The organism is Streptomyces sp. NBC_01334, assembly GCF_035983595.1.
Lineage (GTDB): Bacteria > Actinomycetota > Actinomycetes > Streptomycetales > Streptomycetaceae > Streptomyces > Streptomyces coriariae.
In genome coordinates this window covers 4434587-4451712 of the sequence record NZ_CP130718.1, presented here as the reverse complement: position 1 = coordinate 4451712, position 17126 = coordinate 4434587, and the positions used below count along the sequence as shown (strand labels likewise).

At 71.3% G+C, this 17126-nt stretch carries 15 protein-coding genes; 8 read left to right on the top strand and 7 right to left on the bottom strand.

Annotation, left to right across the window (positions count from 1 at the left end):
- The first annotated feature begins 80 nt into the window (after positions 1-80).
- The gene (locus OG736_RS19845) at positions 81-632 is read left to right on the top strand and encodes a hypothetical protein (protein WP_327183640.1); all 552 of its coding nucleotides are present in this window, start codon (positions 81-83) and stop codon (positions 630-632) included.
- 6 nt (positions 633-638) lie between these two features.
- Here OG736_RS19845 and OG736_RS19840 read toward each other — a convergent pair whose 3' ends face one another.
- From OG736_RS19840 to OG736_RS19830, 3 genes are read right to left on the bottom strand one after another with little or no spacing between them, the layout of a single operon-like run.
- On the bottom strand, positions 639-1412 hold the full coding sequence (locus tag OG736_RS19840) for an enoyl-CoA hydratase/isomerase family protein (protein ID WP_327183639.1): 774 nt from the start codon (positions 1410-1412) through the stop codon (positions 639-641).
- Positions 1409-1825, bottom strand: a complete 417-nt coding sequence (locus OG736_RS19835; protein ID WP_142264834.1) for a Zn-ribbon domain-containing OB-fold protein — start codon at positions 1823-1825, stop codon at positions 1409-1411. Before OG736_RS19835 ends, OG736_RS19840 begins: the two co-directional genes overlap by 4 nt.
- A 24-nt stretch (positions 1826-1849) precedes the next feature.
- Positions 1850-3007, bottom strand: coding sequence for a lipid-transfer protein (locus tag OG736_RS19830; protein WP_327183638.1), 1158 nt, complete (start codon positions 3005-3007; stop codon positions 1850-1852).
- A gap of 100 nt (positions 3008-3107) precedes the next feature.
- Between OG736_RS19830 and OG736_RS19825 the strand changes: the two genes are divergently transcribed.
- Positions 3108-4688, top strand: coding sequence for a FadD3 family acyl-CoA ligase (locus tag OG736_RS19825; protein WP_327183637.1), 1581 nt, complete (start codon positions 3108-3110; stop codon positions 4686-4688).
- An 88-nt stretch (positions 4689-4776) separates the two neighbouring features.
- On the opposite strand, the gene OG736_RS19820 is transcribed toward OG736_RS19825, so the two are convergent.
- The gene (locus OG736_RS19820; protein ID WP_327183636.1) at positions 4777-4971 is read right to left on the bottom strand and encodes a sigma-like protein; all 195 of its coding nucleotides are present in this window, start codon (positions 4969-4971) and stop codon (positions 4777-4779) included.
- A 201-nt stretch (positions 4972-5172) separates the two neighbouring features.
- Complete coding sequence (locus OG736_RS19815; protein ID WP_327183635.1) at positions 5173-8151, bottom strand: SARP-family global regulator AfsR; 2979 nt, start codon at positions 8149-8151, stop codon at positions 5173-5175.
- Between the two features lie 376 nt (positions 8152-8527).
- Here OG736_RS19815 and OG736_RS19810 point away from each other — a divergent pair, with 376 nt between their 5' ends.
- The 3 genes from OG736_RS19810 (at position 8528) to OG736_RS19800 (ending at position 11443) form a co-directional block, all read left to right on the top strand.
- Entirely contained in the window at positions 8528-9787 is a 1260-nt protein-coding gene (locus OG736_RS19810; protein WP_327183634.1) for an amidohydrolase family protein, read from the top strand.
- Positions 9784-10707 (top strand): LLM class F420-dependent oxidoreductase, encoded by a 924-nt coding sequence (locus OG736_RS19805; protein ID WP_327183633.1) that lies wholly within the window; start codon positions 9784-9786, stop codon positions 10705-10707. Before OG736_RS19810 ends, OG736_RS19805 begins: the two co-directional genes overlap by 4 nt.
- A 76-nt stretch (positions 10708-10783) precedes the next feature.
- Positions 10784-11443, top strand: coding sequence for a response regulator transcription factor (locus tag OG736_RS19800; protein WP_327183632.1), 660 nt, complete (start codon positions 10784-10786; stop codon positions 11441-11443).
- A gap of 6 nt (positions 11444-11449) precedes the next feature.
- On the opposite strand, the gene OG736_RS19795 is transcribed toward OG736_RS19800, so the two are convergent.
- Complete coding sequence (locus tag OG736_RS19795; protein WP_327183631.1) at positions 11450-12259, bottom strand: hypothetical protein; 810 nt, start codon at positions 12257-12259, stop codon at positions 11450-11452.
- A 56-nt stretch (positions 12260-12315) separates the two neighbouring features.
- Positions 12316-13011: a hypothetical protein gene (locus tag OG736_RS19790; RefSeq protein ID WP_327187655.1), complete on the bottom strand. Its 696-nt coding sequence runs from the start codon at positions 13009-13011 to the stop codon at positions 12316-12318.
- A 246-nt stretch (positions 13012-13257) separates the two neighbouring features.
- On the opposite strand from OG736_RS19790, the gene OG736_RS19785 reads away from it, so the two are divergent.
- The 3 genes from OG736_RS19785 (at position 13258) to OG736_RS19775 (ending at position 17123) form a co-directional block, all read left to right on the top strand.
- The gene (locus OG736_RS19785; protein WP_327183630.1) at positions 13258-14028 is read left to right on the top strand and encodes an SDR family NAD(P)-dependent oxidoreductase; all 771 of its coding nucleotides are present in this window, start codon (positions 13258-13260) and stop codon (positions 14026-14028) included.
- A 112-nt stretch (positions 14029-14140) separates the two neighbouring features.
- Complete coding sequence (locus OG736_RS19780; protein ID WP_323179006.1) at positions 14141-15259, top strand: LLM class flavin-dependent oxidoreductase; 1119 nt, start codon at positions 14141-14143, stop codon at positions 15257-15259.
- A gap of 133 nt (positions 15260-15392) precedes the next feature.
- Positions 15393-17123 carry an N-acyl-D-amino-acid deacylase family protein gene (locus OG736_RS19775; RefSeq protein WP_327183629.1) on the top strand — a complete coding sequence of 577 codons (1731 nt, stop codon included), beginning with the start codon at positions 15393-15395 and terminating at the stop codon, positions 17121-17123.
- The last annotated feature ends 3 nt before the right edge of the window (positions 17124-17126 follow it).

Genomic DNA, 17126 nt, shown 5'->3' with positions numbered 1-17126 from the left:
CCACCGCAGACGCTACGCCGGGGACCGGCCGGTCGCCACGCGGTGACATGACCGTGACAGGCGGTGCCTACGCTGTCGGTATGGATCGACGGGGGCAGAAACTCAAGTTCACCACGGTGGCCGTGTTCGTCGTACTGGCCCTGACCGGTTTCTCGACGAGCCGGGGTCACGGTCACGGCAGCAGCCACGGCGGCGGGGGCGGCGGGTGCAGCAGCTCCAGCCAGAACCACGACAGCTCGTCGTCGACGTCGGGTTCGACGTCCAGCGGCTCGTCCGGCAGCACCTACCACGACTACGACGACGATGACGACTACTCGGACGACACCTACGGCGACGGCGGCTCGTCGAGCACGTCCACGGCGCTGAGGGACGCCACGGTGGAGCTGATCGACTGCGCGACGCCGAGCGAGGCGTACGCGACGGTCGAGGTCACCAACCCGAACGCGACCGGCGGCTACTTCACCGTCACGGTCGATTTCCTCGACGCGGGTTCCGGCCGGCTGGAGGAGCAGAGCGAGGAGGCCTACGTCTCGGGGAACGACTCGGCGACGGTCCAGGTCGACCTGTCCGGCCCGGGCGTCGCGGCGAAGGTCGACCACTGCGAGCCCGACCCGGCGGCCCCGTCCTCCTGAACTCTCCTAGCGGACCCGGGGTTCGGCTGCCGAGCGGCCGGCGAACAGCTCCGCCTGGCGTTCGGTGGGCAGGTTCCCCAGCGAGATGAGATGCGGCGCCTGCGCGAACCCCATCGCGCGGGCCACCTCCTTCGCCGACCACAGCGCCCGCACGGTGCCCTGGACCCCGGCGGGGGGATACCCGGCGACGACGGCGGCGCAGGCGACGGCGGCGGCCGACGCCCCGCCGGTGTCGGTGAGTTCGGACACCAGCCCGACGTCGAAGGCGCGCCGCGCGGAGATCCGTTCCGCCGTCCCCATGAGCATCATCCGCGCGACCTCCCCGTACGGCATCCGCTGCGCCAGGAGCACCGACTCGTACGCGCTGACCATCCCGTACGTGGTGTGCGGGTCGAAGAACACGGCGTCGGCGCCCGCGACGACGAACTCGCACTCCCCGAGCAGGTAGAAGGCGCCCCCGCAGGCCATCCCCTCCACGGCGGCGACGACCGGCTTCCACAGGTCGTTCGCCTTCGGGCCGACGGTGAGCAGCGGATCGTCCTGCATGTACGGGGAGCCGGGCTGCGGCACGACGGCGTCCCGGTCGAGGCCGGTGCAGAACGCCCGCTGTCCGGCCCCGGTGAGGACGACGGCCCGAACCGAGTCGTCGAACCGCAACTCCCGCCAGGCGTCCTGCAGTTCGCGGACGGTCTCGAGGTCGAGGGCGTTCAGCCGGGCCGGCCGGTCGAGGGTGACGACGGCGACCCCGGTGTCCTTGTCGATGTCCAGTCGCACACTCACGGCCGCTCCAGAACCCACTGCGGAAGCCCGTCGCCGTCGAAGACGACCTGTACACGGGCGCCGATGCGGATGCGGTCGGGGGAGAAGGAGTCGATCGCCGCCCCCGGTCCGCTCACCAGGTTCCCCACCAGCCGGATGCGGGGCGCCTCGGCCAGCTCGACGAGGATCACGTTGTAGGGGGCGTGGGCGGCGTAGTCGGGCAGCAGGGGTGGGTGCGGGACGACGTAGGACCAGATCCGGCCGCGTCCCGACGTCCGCCGCCACTCGCTCGCGAAGGACTGGCAGTGCGGGCAGCAGGGGCGGGGCGGGAAGCGGGGTTCGCCGCAGTCGGCGCAGGCCTGGACGCGGAGTTCGCCCTGGGCGGCGTACCGCCAGAAGGGGGCGCCGTCGGCGTCGGTGACGGGGGTGAGCATCGTGGGATCAGCTCCTCGGTGCGGTCAGTTCCTGAGCAGCAGGGCGGAGGTCGGGACGCCCTCGCCGGCGGTGACGAGGCAGGTCGCGGCGCCGGGCACCTGGGCGGTGCTGGTCCCGCGCAGCTGCTTGACGCCCTCGTTGATGAGGTTGAAGCCGTGGACGTAGGCCTCGCTGAGTCCGCCCCCGCCGGTGTTGAGGGGCAGCCGTCCGCCGGTCTCCAGGGCCCCTCCCTCGGTGAACGCGCCACCCTCTCCCCGGCCGCAGAACCCGTATCCCTCGAGGGAGAGCGGGACGAGGGGCGTGAAGGCGTCGTAGATCTGCGCGACGTCGACGTCGGTCGGGGTGAAGTCGGCGTGTTTCCACAGGTGCCGGGCAGCCGCCCAGGCGGGGCCGGTGAGCGGGTCGTCGTTCCAGTAGTTGACCATGCCGTGGTGCTGGGCGGGCAGGCCCTGGGCGGCGGAGTGGACGTACACGGGTCTCCGGCGGCAGTCCCGGGCCCGCTCGCCGCTCACGATGACGCACGCCAACGCCCCGTCCGTCTCCAGGCAGTTGTCGTACAGGCACAGGGGCTCGCTGATCCACCGGGACGACATGTACATCTCGCGGGTGAGCGGCCGTTCGTACATCACGGCGGCCGGGTTCTGGTTGGCGCGGTTGCGGCAGGCGAGGGCGACGTTGAAGAGATGGTCGCGGGTGGCGCCGTACTCGTGCAGATAGCGGCGGGCGAGCATGGCTATCTCGTCGGCGGGCCGCAGCAGCCCGAAGGGCCGGGTCCACTGGGCGGGGGTGGGGAGCTGGACGGCCGTGTTGGTCCACGGACGCGGCCCGGAGCCCCGTTTCCGCGACCGCCAGGCGACCCCCACCGTGGCCTGCCCGGAGGCGATGGCGGCGGCGAGGTGGGCGACGGTGGCGCAGGAACCGCCGCCGCCGAACCCGATCTTGCTGAAGAAGGTCAGGTCCCCGAACCCGACGGCCTTGGCGAGCTCGACCTCGTCCGTCTCCTCCATGGTGTAGGAGGCGAGGGCGTCGACCTCGCCGGGGGCGATCCCGGCGTCGTCGAGGGCGGCGAGGACGGCCCGGCAGGCGAGCGTCCGTTCGTCCTCGGGGAGGTGCTTGGCGAAGGACGTCTGACCGATGCCGACGATGGCGGTGGCGTCCTTGATTCCGGTCACTGCGGGCATGCTGCGCGCACCTCCACACGGCGACAGTGCTGCTGACAGTCCGTCAGGTTACCGCTAATCTGACGGTCAGTCAGCTAGTGGTCGGGTGGGGAGGCTGGTCATGCGTGGTGACATGGAGTGGGGGACGATCCCCGGCCTGGTCCGCTGGTCCGCCGAGCGGTACGCGACGACCGAGGCGGTGGTGGAGGGCCGTACCCGGATCTCGTACGCCGAACTCGGCGCCCGCGTCGAACGCGCGGCGGCGGCCTGTCTGGCGAACGGGGTGCGGGCGGGCGACCGCGTGGCCGTCTGGGCCCCGAACTCGCTGGACTGGATGGTGGCGGCGCTCGGCGCGGTGAGCGCGGGAGCGGTGCTGGTGCCCCTGAACACCCGCTTCAAGGGCACGGAGGCGGCGGACGTACTGCGCCGCAGCGGGACGCGTCTGCTGTTCGTGACGGGCACCTTCCTCGGGACGTCGTACGTGGCGTCGCTGCGGCGGGCGGCGGCGGAGGGCGCCGGCGGCGGCCCGCTGCCGGGGCTTCCCGCGCTGGAGCAGGTGGTGGTCCTCTCGGACGACGCCCCGCCGGACTTCCGGACCTGGAAGGACTTCCTGGCGAGCGGGGAGGGCATCGGGGCGGCGGAGGTCCGGGCGCGAGCGGACCGGGTGGCGGGGGAGTGGCCCTCGGACATCGTCTTCACCTCGGGCACGACGGGCCGCCCCAAGGGCGCGGTGATCACCCACGCGCAGACCCTGCGGGCGTACGGGATCTGGACCGACCTGGCGGGGCTGCGACAGGGCGACCGCTACCTGATCGTGAACCCCTTCTTCCACACCTTCGGCTACAAGGCGGGCGTGATCGCCTGTCTGATGCGGGGCGCGACGATGATCCCGCAGCCGGTGTTCAACGTGGACACGGTCCTCGCGAACGTGGCGTCGGAACGGGTCTCGGTCCTCCCCGGCCCGCCGACCCTGCACCAGTCGCTCCTGGACCACGCGTCCCGGGACAAGCACGACCTGTCGGCGCTGAGGCTGGTCGTCACGGGCGCGGCGGTGGTGCCGCTGCGGCTCGTCGAACGCCTGCGGGGCGAACTGGGCGTCGAGACCGTCCTGACGGCGTACGGCCTCTCGGAGGCGAGCGGTGTCGTCACGATGTGCCGTCGCGGGGACGACCCCACGGTCATCGCCTCGACGTCGGGCCGCGCGATCCCCGGCACCGAGGTGCGGGTGGACGCGGCGCCGGGCGAACCCGGGGAGGTCCTGGTCCGGGGCTTCAACGTGATGCGCGGCTACTACGAGGACGAGACGGCGACGGCGGAGGCCCTGACGGAGGACGGCTGGCTGCGCACCGGTGACGTGGGCGTCCTGGACGCCTCCGGCAACCTCCGGATCACCGACCGCCTCAAGGACATGTTCATCGTCGGCGGCTTCAACGCCTACCCGGCGGAGATAGAGCAGCGCCTCGGCCTGCACCCGGACGTGGCCGACGTGGCCGTGATCGGCGTCCCCGATCCCCGCCTGGGCGAGGTGGGCAAGGCGTACGTGGTGCGGCGGCCGGGCGCGGTCTCCACGGCCGACGACCTGATCGCCTGGGCCCGGCGGGAGATGGCCAACTACAAGGTGCCGAGGGCGGTGGAGTTCGTGACCGCCCTGCCCCGCAACGCGAGCGGCAAGGTGGTCAAGGGCGAGCTGCGCTCCCGGTGACCGCGCGGGCCCCGGACACGCCTCGGCCGCGGCGGCTCCCCTCCGCGCCGCCGCGGCCGATCCCCGTCGAAGTGGTGACGGGTGGTGCCTACTTGCCGTCCAGGTCCAGGGCGGGCGGGGCGGGCGAGTGGTTCTCCAGCGTGGTGATCTCTTCGCCGGTCGACGTGGCCGTGGTCTCCTGCGTCGTGGTCTCCTGCGTCACCACGTCCTTGAGGGCCGGCGGGACGGGCGAGTGGTTCTCCAGCGTGGTGATGTCCGTCGGCTGCTTCTCGGTGCTGCTCATGTTCACGCTTCCCCTGTGAATGGTGTTCAAGTGAATGAGACGCCTCTGTCCGGCGATTCCCCCGAGTATCGCCGGACAGAGGCGTGGACCGGAGTCCACCCCCATGGACTCCCCGGCCCGCATGCCCCCCGACGCGACGGACCGTTGGGTCGATTCTGTCGGGCGGTCATAAACGTTCGATGAACGCCGCCCGCGTCGGACTCATGACGCGTCCAGAGGGGCCAGCAGCCGACGCACCTCGGCGGCCTCGGGCGCCCCCGCATTCTCCAGCAGGAGCAGGGCCTCGTGCCAACAGGCGCGCGCCCGGTCCGACTGGCCCAGCGCCCGCAGGCTCTTGCCCAGCGTGTTCAGGACGCTGCCTCGGATCAGGTCACCTCCGATGACCCCGATGGCGAGGGACTGCTCCGCGTGCTGAGCGGCCTGCGCGGGGCGATGGGCGGCCAGGTGCAGCTGGGCGATGCGCAGATGCGTCGTGCCCTCCCACAGCCGCTGCCGGTTGGAGGCGAAGATCAGCATGGCGTCGGTGAGCTGGGCCAGACCCTCCGGCAGGCGCCCGGCGCGGGTGAGCGCCACACCCAGGGAGTAGCGGCCGTTCGCGAGGCGCAGGCTGAGACCGAGCTGCTGGAAGATGTCGACGCCCTGCTGCGCGAGCGAGACCGCGCTGTCGGCACGGTCCATGCGCTGGTGCAACTGAGCGAGGTTGCACAGCGCGCTGGCCTCGCCAGGGCGGTTGCCGTCGGCGCGATACCCGTCGCGCGCCGTCGTCAGTAGCCGCTCCGCCTCCTCGTACCGTCCCTGGTTGAGGGCGATGATCCCCCGGTCCGTCGCCGCCCAGCTCACCGGCGTCGCGTCGTGCGCCGCCGTCGCGAGTTCGATCGCGAGCCGGGCCTCCTCGTCCGCCTCGGAGTAACGTCCCGCGGCCAGATGAACGTTGGACAGCGCCGTCCGCGCGCGGCTCTCCGCGCGGACGTCGGCGGCGTCCTGCGCGGCGTCCCGCAGGGCCGTGGCCGCCCACTCGTACTGCTTCGCGTTCGCTCCCGACTCCGCCAGGTCCTTGGCGGCCCAGAGCAGATCGACGGCACGGCGCAGCCCACTGCCCGACTGCTGCTGCCGTGCGCACGCCAGCAGGCACTGGGCCTCCGCGAAGAGCCAGTCGAGGGCCTGTGTCCGCTCGCCGAAGGACAGCCCCCGGTACGACGTGGGCTCCAGGTGGACGACCGTGCGGTCGCCGGGCCGCTCGATCGCGTACACCCCCGCCGCCGTCGCCAGATAGAAGTCCAGCAACCGCGACAACGCCGTGCCGCGCTCGCCGGGTGGCTCGTCGCGGTCGGCGCAGGCACGCGCGTAGAGCCGTACCAGGTCGTGGAACCGGTAGCGGCCGGGGGCCGCCGACTCCAGCAGGGAGGTGTCCACCAGGGACTCCAGCAGGTCCTCGGTGTCCTCCACCGGCAGGTCCAGGACCGCCGCGGCCGCCGCCAGGGAGGTGTCCGGGCCGTCCGCCAGGCCGAGCAGCCGGAACGCGCGGGCCTGGGCGGGCTCCAGTGCGCCGTAGCCGAGTTCGAAGGTCGCCTTCACCGCCAGGTCGCCCGCCTGGAGCTCGTCCAGCCGGCGCCGTTCGTCCGCCAGCTTGGCGGCGAGGACGGACACCGTCCAGGTGCGGCGGGCGGCCAGCCGGGAGGCCGCGATCCGGATCGCCAGCGGCAGGAAGCCGCACGCGGCCACCACGTCCAGCGCGGCCTTGCGCTCCGCCGCCACCCGCTCCTCGCCGACGATCCGGGTGAAGAGGGCGAGGGCCTCCTCGGGGGACATCACGTCCAGGTCGACGAGATGCGCTCCCGCCAGGTCCACCATCCGCACCCGTGAGGTGACCAGCGCCGCGCAGCCCTCCGTGCCCGGCAGCAGGGGGCGTATCTGGGCCGCGTCCTTCGCGTTGTCCAGCAGCACCAGCACCCGGCGGCCGTCCAGCACCGAGCGGTACAGCGCCGCCCGCTCCTCCAGGGAGTCGGGGATCGCCGAGTCCGCCGTGCCCAGGGCCCGCAGGAACGACCCGAGGACCGTCTCCGGCTCCGCCGACCGCGGCCCCGCGCCCTGGAGATCGACGTACAGCTGGCCGTCGGGGAAGGCTGGCCGGGCCTGGTGGGCCACGTGCACGGCGAGGGTCGTCTTGCCCACGCCCCCGATGCCCGCGAGCGCGGACACCGCCATCACCCGGCCGCCCGCGCCCGTGCCGTCACCGGCTCCGGCCAGCACCTCGCTCAGTTCCCGTACGAAGGCGGAACGACCGGTGAAGTCGGGCACGGTGGCCGGGAGTTGCGCGGGCCGCACCCGTACCACCGCCGGTTCCGCGGCCGGCGCCGACGGCTCCGCCAACTCCGGGTCGGCCTGTAGGATGCGGCGCTGCAACTGCCGCAGTCCGGCCCGCGGATCCACCCCCAGCTCCTCGGCCAGCAGTCGCCGGGTGTCCGCGTACACCGCGAGCGCCTCCGCCTGCCGGCCGCTGCGGTACAGCGCCAGCATCAGCAGTTCGCGCAGCCGCTCGCGGAGCGGGTACGCCGCGGTGAGCGCGGTGAGTTCGGAGACGGCCTCCGCGTGGCAGCCCTGCTCCAGGTCCATGTCCAGCCGGGACTCCAGCAGTCCCAGCCGCCATTCCTCCAGCCGGACCCGCTGCGCCTCCGCGTACGGCCCGGGGACGCCGGCCAGGGCCTCCCCGTCCCACAGTCCCAGCGCCCGGTTCAGCACCTCGCGGGCGTGGGACAGGTCCCCGGCGTTCCGCGCCTTCTCCGCCTGCGCCGCCCACTCCTGCGCCACCGCCAGGTCCAGCGCGCCCTCGGCCAGACCGCGCACCGCGTAGCCGCCCGACTCGCTCACCAGGACGCCCGGGTCGAGCACCTTGCGCAGCCGGGAGGCGTAGGTCCGCACCGCCGCCAGTGCCTGCGACGGGGGCTCCTCGCCCCACAGCGCGTCGATCAGCTCGGCGGCCGTGGCCGTACGGCCCTCGCGCAGCAACAGGGCTGCCAGCAGGGCGCGTTGCTGCGGTGAACCGGTGGCCAACCGCTCGTCGCCGCGGTGTGCGCGCACCGGACCGAGCACGTCGAAGCGCAGCGCCGCCGGCTCCTCGGCGGAGCCGGGACGCCTCTGCTCCGGCACACGCGGGTCGCGGTGTCCTACCCGGTCGTCCATCAGGGCTCCCCTTAGGCATCCGAATCAAGGACCTGTCCGGCCGATCACGCCGCAGACGCGGGGTCCGGCACGCACGTCTGCGGCGTTGGTCGGTTGTCGACGCTCCGCGTCGACGCCCTCCTCCGCCTTGCAGCCGCACGCACCAGACCCCACTCATCGGCGCTGCTTCGGCACCGTCACTCTCCTGCGACGTGATCGGCCGGACAGGTCCTAGGCCAGTTTGCCCTGTCCATGCCGGAAGCGTCAGCTTGCCCGGCAGCTGCACGGGAGTCCACACACCCCTCACATCCGGTGTGCACACATCCCCACAGAGTCGATCAACTCCGGCTGCCGCCCACTAGCTGACGATCCGTCAGATCAGCGCTACCGTGCCCCCATGGAGAACGCATTGGAGACCGCGAAGACCGTCCAGGCCACGGAGAACCTCCCGCTGATCATCTCCGTCGACGACCACACCGTGGAGCCGAGCACCGTCTGGCAGGACCGCCTCCCGAAGAAGTACCTCGACACCGGACCCCGCGTCGTCCGGGCTCCGCTGAAGGAGATGACCTTCCTCGGCGGCCGCTTCAAGCCCGTCATGGGCGAGCCCGGCGACGACGGCCCGATCGGCGACTGGTGGATCTACGAGGACCTGCACCGCCCCCTCACCCGCCTGGACACCGCCGTCGGCTTCAGCAGGGACGAGATCAAGCTGGAGGTCATCACCTACGAGCAGATGCGCCCGGGGTCCTTCGACGTCCCGTCCCGCCTCGCCGACATGGACGTCAACCACGTCCAGTCCGCCGTCTGCTTCCCCACCTTCCCGCGCTTCTGCGGCCAGACCTTCACCGAGGCCGCCGACCACGAACTGGGCCTGCTGTGCGTGCGTGCCTACAACGACTGGATGGTGGAGGAGTGGTGCGGCCCGCAGGCGCGGGGCCGGCTGATCCCGCTCACCCTCATCCCGCTCTGGGACGCCGAACTGGCGGCGGCGGAGGTCCGGCGCAACGCCGCCCGAGGGGTCCGCGCGGTCGCCTTCTCCGAGATACCCCCGCACCTCGGCCTGCCCTCCGTCCACACCGACGACTGGGACCCCTTCCTCGCCGCCTGCGACGAGACCGGCACGGTCGTGGCCATGCACATCGGCTCCAGCAGCCGGATGCCCTCCACCTCCGCCGACGCGCCGCCCGCCGTCGGCTCCACCATCACCTTCGCCAACTGCTGCTTCTCGATGGTCGACTGGCTGATGAGCGGCAAGTTCGAGCGCTTCCCGAACCTGAAGGTGATGTACGCGGAGGGCCAGATCGGCTGGATCCCCTACATCCTGGAGCGTGCCGACGTGGTGTGGGAGGAGAACCGGGGCTGGGGCGGGGTCGCGGACAAGGTCCACCGTCCCCCGTCCGAGCTGTTCGCCGACCACGTCTTCGGCTGCTTCTTCGACGACGCCTTCGGCCTCAGGAACCTCGACTCCATCGGCGTCGGGAACGTCCTCTACGAGACCGACTACCCGCACTCCGACTCCACCTGGCCGAAGTCGCGCGAGGTCGGCGAGGCACAGATGGGCCACCTGGCGCCGGACGTGGTGGAGCGGATCGTCCGGGGCAACGCGATCGAACTGCTGGGGCTGACCCCGGACGGCCTCTGGAGCCCGCGGTGAGTCTCGACTACGGCATCCAGCTGCCGGTCCAGTCCCAGTCCACGCTCTACGCCGAACCCTGGGAGGCGGACGCGGGTCCCGCCGACCTCGTCGAGATCGCCCGCGCCGCCGACCGCGCCGGATTCGCCTACGTCGCCGCCTGCGACCACGTGGCGATCCCGCACCGGCTGGCCGAGGCCATGAGCACGGTCTGGTACGACCCCGTGGCCACCCTCGCCCACCTGGCCGCCGTGACCGACCGCGTCCGGCTGCTCGCGCACGTCGCCGTCGTCGGCCTGCGCCACCCGCTGCTCACCGCCAAGCAGTACGCGACCCTCGACCACCTCAGCGGCGGCCGGCTGATCCTCGGCGTGGGCGCCGGTCACGTACGGGAGGAGTTCGAGGCGCTGGGGGTGGACTTCGAGCGGCGGGGCGCCGTGCTCGAGGAGACGATCGACGCGCTGCGCGCCGCGCTCGGGCCGGACGAGTTCCCCTCCCACCACGGCAAGTCGTACGACTTCGAGGGGCTCGGGCAGCGGCCCCGGCCGGCCCAGGCGCGGGTGCCGATCTGGGTCGGCGGCTCCTCCCCGGCCGCCGTCCGCAGGGCCGCCCTCAAGGGCGACGGCTGGCTGCCCCAGGGCGACCCGAGGGGCCGGCTGCCCGCGCAGATCGAGACGCTGCGGCGGCTGCGCGGGGACGACGCACCGCTCACCGTCGGCGCCATCACCGAGCCGCTGTACGTCGGCTCCCCCGGCTGGGAGGTGGGCCGCCGCACCCTCACCGGGCCGCCGGAGGTCCTCGCCGAGTCGCTGCGGGCCTACGGGGCGATGGGCGTCCATCAGATCCAGGTGCGCTTCCGCTGCCGGAGCCGCACCGAACTCACCGACCAGATCGGCCTGTTCGGAGCCGAGGTGGGACCCCTGCTCGACCGGGCTTCTTGAAGTTTGAACATGTCCACGCCGGGCCGCGTATGTACGGACGTACGGACGTGATGGTTCCGGCGGAAGGACCCCGTAAGTGCGATCCTCCCAGCGACTCACCGTCGCTCTCGCCTGCGCCGAGGACGACTGGCCGCACGAGGGCTGGCCCGGCCCCGACGACCCGTACGTGGGCCGGGTGGTGCGGGTCGCCCCGCCCTACGACACCCTGCGCGAGGGCGAGCCGGACGTCGTCGTGCTGCGCTGCGCGGAGCCGGCGACGTCCTTCCCGGGGCTGCTGGGTGCGCTGGGCGGCCGTGGTGTCCCGGTGATCGTCGTCAGCCCCCGCACGGACACCGAGACGGTCGTCGGGGTCTTCCGGGGCGGGGCGGGCTATCTGGCCGAGGGCGACTACTGCACCCACATGCTGTCCTCCGCGGTGATGGCGGCCACCGTCGGCCACACCTACCTCTCCCCGTCCGCGTGCGCCGCCCTGCGGGAGGGGGCCCGCCGGATGCCGGCGGCCGGCGACGCGATCGAGCGGCTGCGCGCGCTGCTCTCGCCGCGTGAACGGCAGGTCATGGAGCTGCTGTCGACCGGCCTCGGCGCCCAGGAGATCGGGGTGCGATTACGGCTGAGCGAGAAGACCGTCCGCAACAACCTCAGCAACATCTACGCCAAGATCGACGCCCGGGGCAGCACGGACGCGGTCCTGCGATGGCTCGGCGCCACCCCGGCCGCACCCGTGCTTCGCACCTGAGAACCGTCAGGGAGCCGGGATCTCCGAGAGCGAGATGTCCGCGAGCGGGATCTCCACGTCGGTGACGTTACCGCCGGCCTCGCCGAATCCCGGTTCCGTCCGGATGCTGTTCGCCGAGTTCTGGATTCCATTGGCCTCGGGCGTCCCGCATTTCACGTTCCGCAGCCAGAGCCGTCCGTCCGGCGTGCCGTTCCTGAGGATCTGCGGATAGAAGACGTGGACGGTGCTCCCGCCCTCGCTCGGCGCGAAGAACACCTTCTGGCCGTCCTGGGCCTCCTTGTAGGTGGCCCGCAGGAATCCGCTCACGTCGGTGCGCTTGGCGGACCACATGAAGAAGCCGATGCTGTCCGGCTGGACGGTGTCGGAGCGGCTGAACGCCAGGCCGGTCGTCTTGTCGTCGCGGGTGATGTTGATTTCCGACGTGTTGAACTTCAGGCCGATCTCGAAGAAGGAGTTGCCGAGTTTCGTGCCGGCATCGGCGGTGAACCCGTCCTCCAGCTGAATGGTCCTGGTGACGGACGTGCTCACGCTGAAGGTGTTCGTCGCGGCGGTCGTCGATCCGCAGTTCTGCGTCACGGGCGAGACGCGCTGATTGGGCCCGAGACTGTTCGCCTTGAACTGGACGTCGACGAACTCGCAGTTCTCCAGCTTGCTCGAGTCGGCCGCGCAGTCGGCGGTCACCTCGGAGGGGGTGGCGGCGCCTGCCTGGTTCATCAGCGGCACGGCCACGGCGAGAGCCGCGACGGGGGCCAGGGCGAGGGTGATGCGCTTCCTCTTGCTGCGGTGGCTTCTGGCCCGGAGGGTGCGGGTGGTCATGGGATTCTCCTGTGGGGGATGCGGGTCGAGCTGCGATCTCTGCTGCTTCTTGCAGGTCAGCAGTCCTCCAGGACCGCCTTGGAGGTGCCGTCCGCGACACCGGGCGCCCCTGCCGCGCCCGGCAGGATCACGGGCCCTTCGACGACGTCGGGCGCCACGAAGTTCTGTTCGGGGGAGGGGTTCACGGCGAAGCTTCCGGGGTCGGCGTCGAGACGCACCCGCCACTCGCCGGTCATGCGCTGGAGTTTCGGCGTGAACTCCATGTGGAGCACCTTGCCGACCGGCACCTCCCGCTGTTCCGTGGCGCCTGCGGTGGCCGACTTCACGGTCATGTCCAGGGTGCCCTTGTGCTTCAGCCAGGACCCGCTGAGGAATCCGAAGAGGCCGCCCCCGGCGCCCTGTTGCGTGACGGAGTACTTTCCCTGGCCCTGGGCCGCGGTCGCCGACCACGTGATCGAGACCTTCGCCGGCTCGGCGGCGTTCGGTTCGCAGTTCGGGAAATCGATGGACGACTTCTCGGTGGGGCCGTCGAAGGTCTCGAACTTCGTCTCGACGAAATCGCAGTTGTCGGACTCGAACCCGTCGGCGAAGGCTCCTCCGAAATCTCTCACGGACTGCTGTTTTCCGTTGAGCACGGCGGACCTCTGGCACATTCTCATGATCTGATCCGGTGTCTTCTCGTCGGCCGCGTTCGCCGACGGGAGCAGGGTGACGACGGCTCCGCCGGTCGCGAGAGCCGCACCGATCGCCACGTACCGGACCTTCCTGTTCTTCAGTCTTCTCCTGGCCACGACGTACTCCATCCTTGGGTTCGGCTTTGCCCGGCCGTGAAGGATTATTGGGGCCCCGGACAGGTGTCGGACAGAGTCAAATGTCCCTACCGGCTGGTCACTTGATGTGTGCTTGTGCAATGGCTGCCATCTCCCGACGCACGCATCTGACGATTCGTCAGATGCGGCGATACGATGCTGAGCTCCACCGAGGCGAAGGGAGCCGGCATGGGCAAGCTCGACGGACGGGTGGTCCTCGTCACCGGATCGGCGCGCGGCCAGGGCGAGCAGGAGGCGCGGCTGTTCCGTCAGGAGGGCGCCGAGGTGATCGTCGCCGACGTGCTCGACGAGCAGGGGCAGGCGCTCGCCGAGGAGATCGGCGCGCTGTACGTCCATCTCGACGTGGGGGTGGAGGAGGAGTGGGCCGCGGCGGTGCGGGAGGCCAAGCGGGCGTACGGCCATCTCGACGGGCTCGTCAACAACGCCGGGATCCTGCGGTTCAACGCCCTCGTCGACACCCCGCTCGACGAGTTCATGCAGGTCGTACGGGTCAACCAGGTCGGCTGCTTCCTGGGCATCCGGACCGCCGCGCCGGAGCTGTCCGACGGCGGCACCATCGTCAACACCGCCTCCTACACCGGGCTCACCGGCATGGCGGCCGTGGGCGCCTACGCGGCGACCAAACACGCGGTGCTCGGCCTCACCCGGGTCGCCGCCCTGGAGCTGGCGCCCCGCCGTATCCGGGTCAACGCGGTCTGTCCCGGGGCCGTCGACACCGCGATGTCCAATCCGTCCCGGCTGGAGCCCGACTCCGACCCCGAGGAGACGACCCGGGCCCTCGACTCCCTCTACCGCAAGCTCGTGCCCCTGGGCCGGATCGGCCGCGCGGACGAGGTGGCCCGGCTCGCCCTGTTCCTCACCTCGGAGGACTCGTCGTACATCACCGGGCAGCCGTTCGTGATCGACGGGGGATGGCTGGCGGGCGTTTCGGTCATCTGACCGTTCGTCAGCTATTGACCATCCGGGAGCCCGGTGCCACAGTCGGCGGCATCCGCTGAATCTGACGATCCGTCAGTTAATCGCGATCCAGGAACCGGGACGGTGAACCTCCGTGGAATTCGGGCTCTTTGTACAGGGATACGTGGGCAAGCGCGCCGAGACCGATCCGCTCGCCGAGCACAAGGCGCTGATGGAGGAGACCGAGTACGTCATCCAGGCGGACAAGTCCGGCTTCAAGTACGCCTGGGCGTCCGAGCACCACTTCCTGGAGGAGTACTCGCACCTCTCCGCCAACGACGTCTTCCTCGGCTACCTCGCCCACGCCACCGACCGCATCCACCTCGGCTCGGGCATCTTCAACCCGCTCGCCCAGGTCAACCATCCGGTGAAGGTCGCGGAGAAGGTCGCCATGCTCGACCATCTCACCGAGAACCGCTTCGAGTTCGGCAGCGGACGCGGCGCCGGCTCGCACGAGATCCTCGGCTTCCTCCCCGGCATCACCGACATGAACTACACGAAGGAGATCTGGGAGGAGACCATCGCCGAGTTCCCGAAGATGTGGCTCCAGGACGAGTACGTCGGCTTCCAGGGCAAGCACTGGCAGCTGCCGCCGCGCAAGATCCTGCCGAAGCCGCACGGGAAGTCGCACCCGGCGATGTGGTACGCCGCAGGGTCGCCGCCCTCGTACGCGATGGCAGCCCGCAAGGGCCTCGGGGTGCTCGGCTTCAGCATCCAGAAGGTGTCCGACATGGAGTGGGTGCTGGAGCAGTACAAGACGGCGGTGGTGAACGCCGAGCCGATCGGCGACTTCGTCAACGACAACGTGATGGTGACGACGACGGCGATCTGCGCGCCGACGCACGACGAGGCGATCCGGATCGCCGTCGAGGGCGGGCTGCACTATCTGCCCTCGCTGGTGTTCCGCTACCACGACACCTTCCCCCGGCCCGAGGGCTTCCCGGTCTGGCCGGAGACGCTGCCCGAGTACAACGCCGAGTTCGTCGAACTCCTCGTCGAGGAGGAGCTGTTGATCTGCGGCGACCCCGACGAGGTGCTGCGGCAGTGCAAGCGGTGGGAGCAGGCGGGGGCGGATCAGCTGTCCTTCGGGCTGCCGGTGGGGGTGCCGAAGGAGGAGACGCTCCAGACGATCCGGCTGATCGGAGAGCAGGTCATTCCCAAGATCGACACGGATCCTGTCCATCGGACGACGCGGTTCCGCCAAGGGGCCTAGTCGCCCTAGGGGTGCGGGTCGTCGGCGGCTGCGGCTCCGTCGTGGCTGGTCGCGCCCACGCGGCGGAGCCGCGCAGCGATACAGCCCCGCCCCTCTGAGTAGGCATGCCTCACGCATCTCGAGGAGTCACCCCATGCTTGATCACGTCATCAAGGGCGCGACCGTTGTCGATGGGACCGGTGCGCCTGCCTTCACCGCCGACGTCGGGATCCGGGACGGGCGGATCGCCGTCGTCGGCTCGGTCACCGAGGAGGCGCGGACCAGCGAGGACGCGCACGGGCTCGTCCTCGCTCCCGGGTTCGTGGATCCGCACACGCACTACGACGCCCAGTTGTTCTGGGATCCCTACGCCACCCCGTCCCTGAACCACGGGGTGACCACGGTCGCGGCCGGGAACTGCGGGTTCACGCTCGCGCCGTTGAACCCGGGCCGACCCGAGGACGCCGACTACACGCGTCGGATGATGTCCAAGGTGGAGGGCATGTCCCTGGTCGCGCTGGAGGAGGGGGCGCCCTGGAGCTGGAACGGCTTCGGGGAGTACCTGGACGCGCTGGAGGGGCGGATCGCCGTCAACGCCGGGTTCATGGTGGGGCACTGCGCGCTGCGCCGGTACGTGATGGGCGCGGACGCGGTGGGCGGGCAGCCGAGCGAGGAGCAGCTGGCCGACATCGTCCGGCTGCTGCACGAGGCGATGGACGCGGGCGCGTGGGGCTTCTCCACCACGCAGTCCTCGACCCACTCCGACGGGGACGGACAGCCGGTCGCCTCCCGGCACGCCCGGCCGGAGGAGCTGCTCGCGCTGTCCCGGGCCGTCGGCGAGCACGAGGGCACCCAGATCGAGGCGATCGTGGCGGGCTGTCTGGACCAGTTCAGCGACGCCGAGATCGATCTGTTCGTGGAGATGAGCGCGGCCGCAGGACGCCCCCTGAACTGGAACGTCCTCACCGTCGACGCGGCCGTTCCGGAACGCGTGCCCCGGCAGCTCATGGCGAGCGAACGGGCGCGGAAGGCCGGCGGCCGGGTCGTCGCGCTGACCATGCCGATCCTCACGCCGATGAACATGTCCCTGGGCACGTTCTGCGCGCTGAACCTGATCCCGGGGTGGGGGCCGGTCCTCGGCCTGCCCGTCCCGGAGCGGATCGAGCGGCTGCGGGACCCGGAGGTGCGGGCGGAGCTGCTGAGGCGGGCCAACTCCAAGGAGGCCGGCGTCTTCCGACGGCTGACCAACTTCGGCAGGTACGTCATCGGCGACACCTACAGCGCGGCGAACGAGGGCCTCACCGGGCGGGTCGTGCGCGACATCGCCGCCGAACGCGGCCTGGACCCCTTCGCCTGTCTGGTCGAGATCTGCGCCGCCGACGAACTGCGTACGGTCCTGTGGCCCATGCCGACGGACAACGACCCGGACTCCTGGGCGCTGCGGGCGGACACCTGGAGCCACGAGGACGTGCTGCTCGGCGGCTCCGACGCGGGCGCGCACCTGGACCGGATGTGCGGGGCGCCGTACACCACGCGCTTCCTCGGCGACTGTCTGCGCGGCCGGAGACTGGCCGGCCTGGAGCAGGCGGTGAAGATGCTGACGGACGACCCGGCGCGGCTGTTCGGCCTCCGGGAGCGGGGCCGGATCCGGGAGGGCTGGCATGCGGACCTCGTCCTGTTCGACCCGGAGCGGATCGACGCCGGCAAGGCCACCCTGGTGCACGACCTGCCGGGCGGCAGCCCGCGGCTGGACTCGAAGGCGATCGGCGTGCGGGCGGTCTGGGTCAACGGCGTGGCGGCCATTCGGGACGACGTGGTGACGGGCGCCGTCCCGGGCCGGGTGCTGCGCTCGGGGCGGGACACCAGGACGGTGAGCACCAGGTGATCG

Excerpts from the sequence above, each read along its gene's own strand:
- OG736_RS19830 (WP_327183638.1), bottom strand. The coding sequence starts at position 3,007 with ATGCCCGCAGTGACCGGAATCAAGGACGCCACCGCCATCGTCGGCATC.
- OG736_RS19810 (WP_327183634.1), top strand. The coding sequence starts at position 8,528 with ATGGAGAACGCATTGGAGACCGCGAAGACCGTCCAGGCCACGGAGAAC.
- OG736_RS19825 (WP_327183637.1), top strand. The coding sequence starts at position 3,108 with ATGCGTGGTGACATGGAGTGGGGGACGATCCCCGGCCTGGTCCGCTGG.
- OG736_RS19775 (WP_327183629.1), top strand. The coding sequence starts at position 15,393 with ATGCTTGATCACGTCATCAAGGGCGCGACCGTTGTCGATGGGACCGGT.
- OG736_RS19795 (WP_327183631.1), bottom strand. The coding sequence starts at position 12,259 with ATGACCACCCGCACCCTCCGGGCCAGAAGCCACCGCAGCAAGAGGAAG.
- OG736_RS19820 (WP_327183636.1), bottom strand. The coding sequence starts at position 4,971 with ATGAGCAGCACCGAGAAGCAGCCGACGGACATCACCACGCTGGAGAAC.
- OG736_RS19785 (WP_327183630.1), top strand. The coding sequence starts at position 13,258 with ATGGGCAAGCTCGACGGACGGGTGGTCCTCGTCACCGGATCGGCGCGC.
- OG736_RS19845 (WP_327183640.1), top strand. The coding sequence starts at position 81 with ATGGATCGACGGGGGCAGAAACTCAAGTTCACCACGGTGGCCGTGTTC.
- OG736_RS19815 (WP_327183635.1), bottom strand. The coding sequence starts at position 8,151 with ATGGACGACCGGGTAGGACACCGCGACCCGCGTGTGCCGGAGCAGAGG.
- OG736_RS19835 (WP_142264834.1), bottom strand. The coding sequence starts at position 1,825 with ATGCTCACCCCCGTCACCGACGCCGACGGCGCCCCCTTCTGGCGGTAC.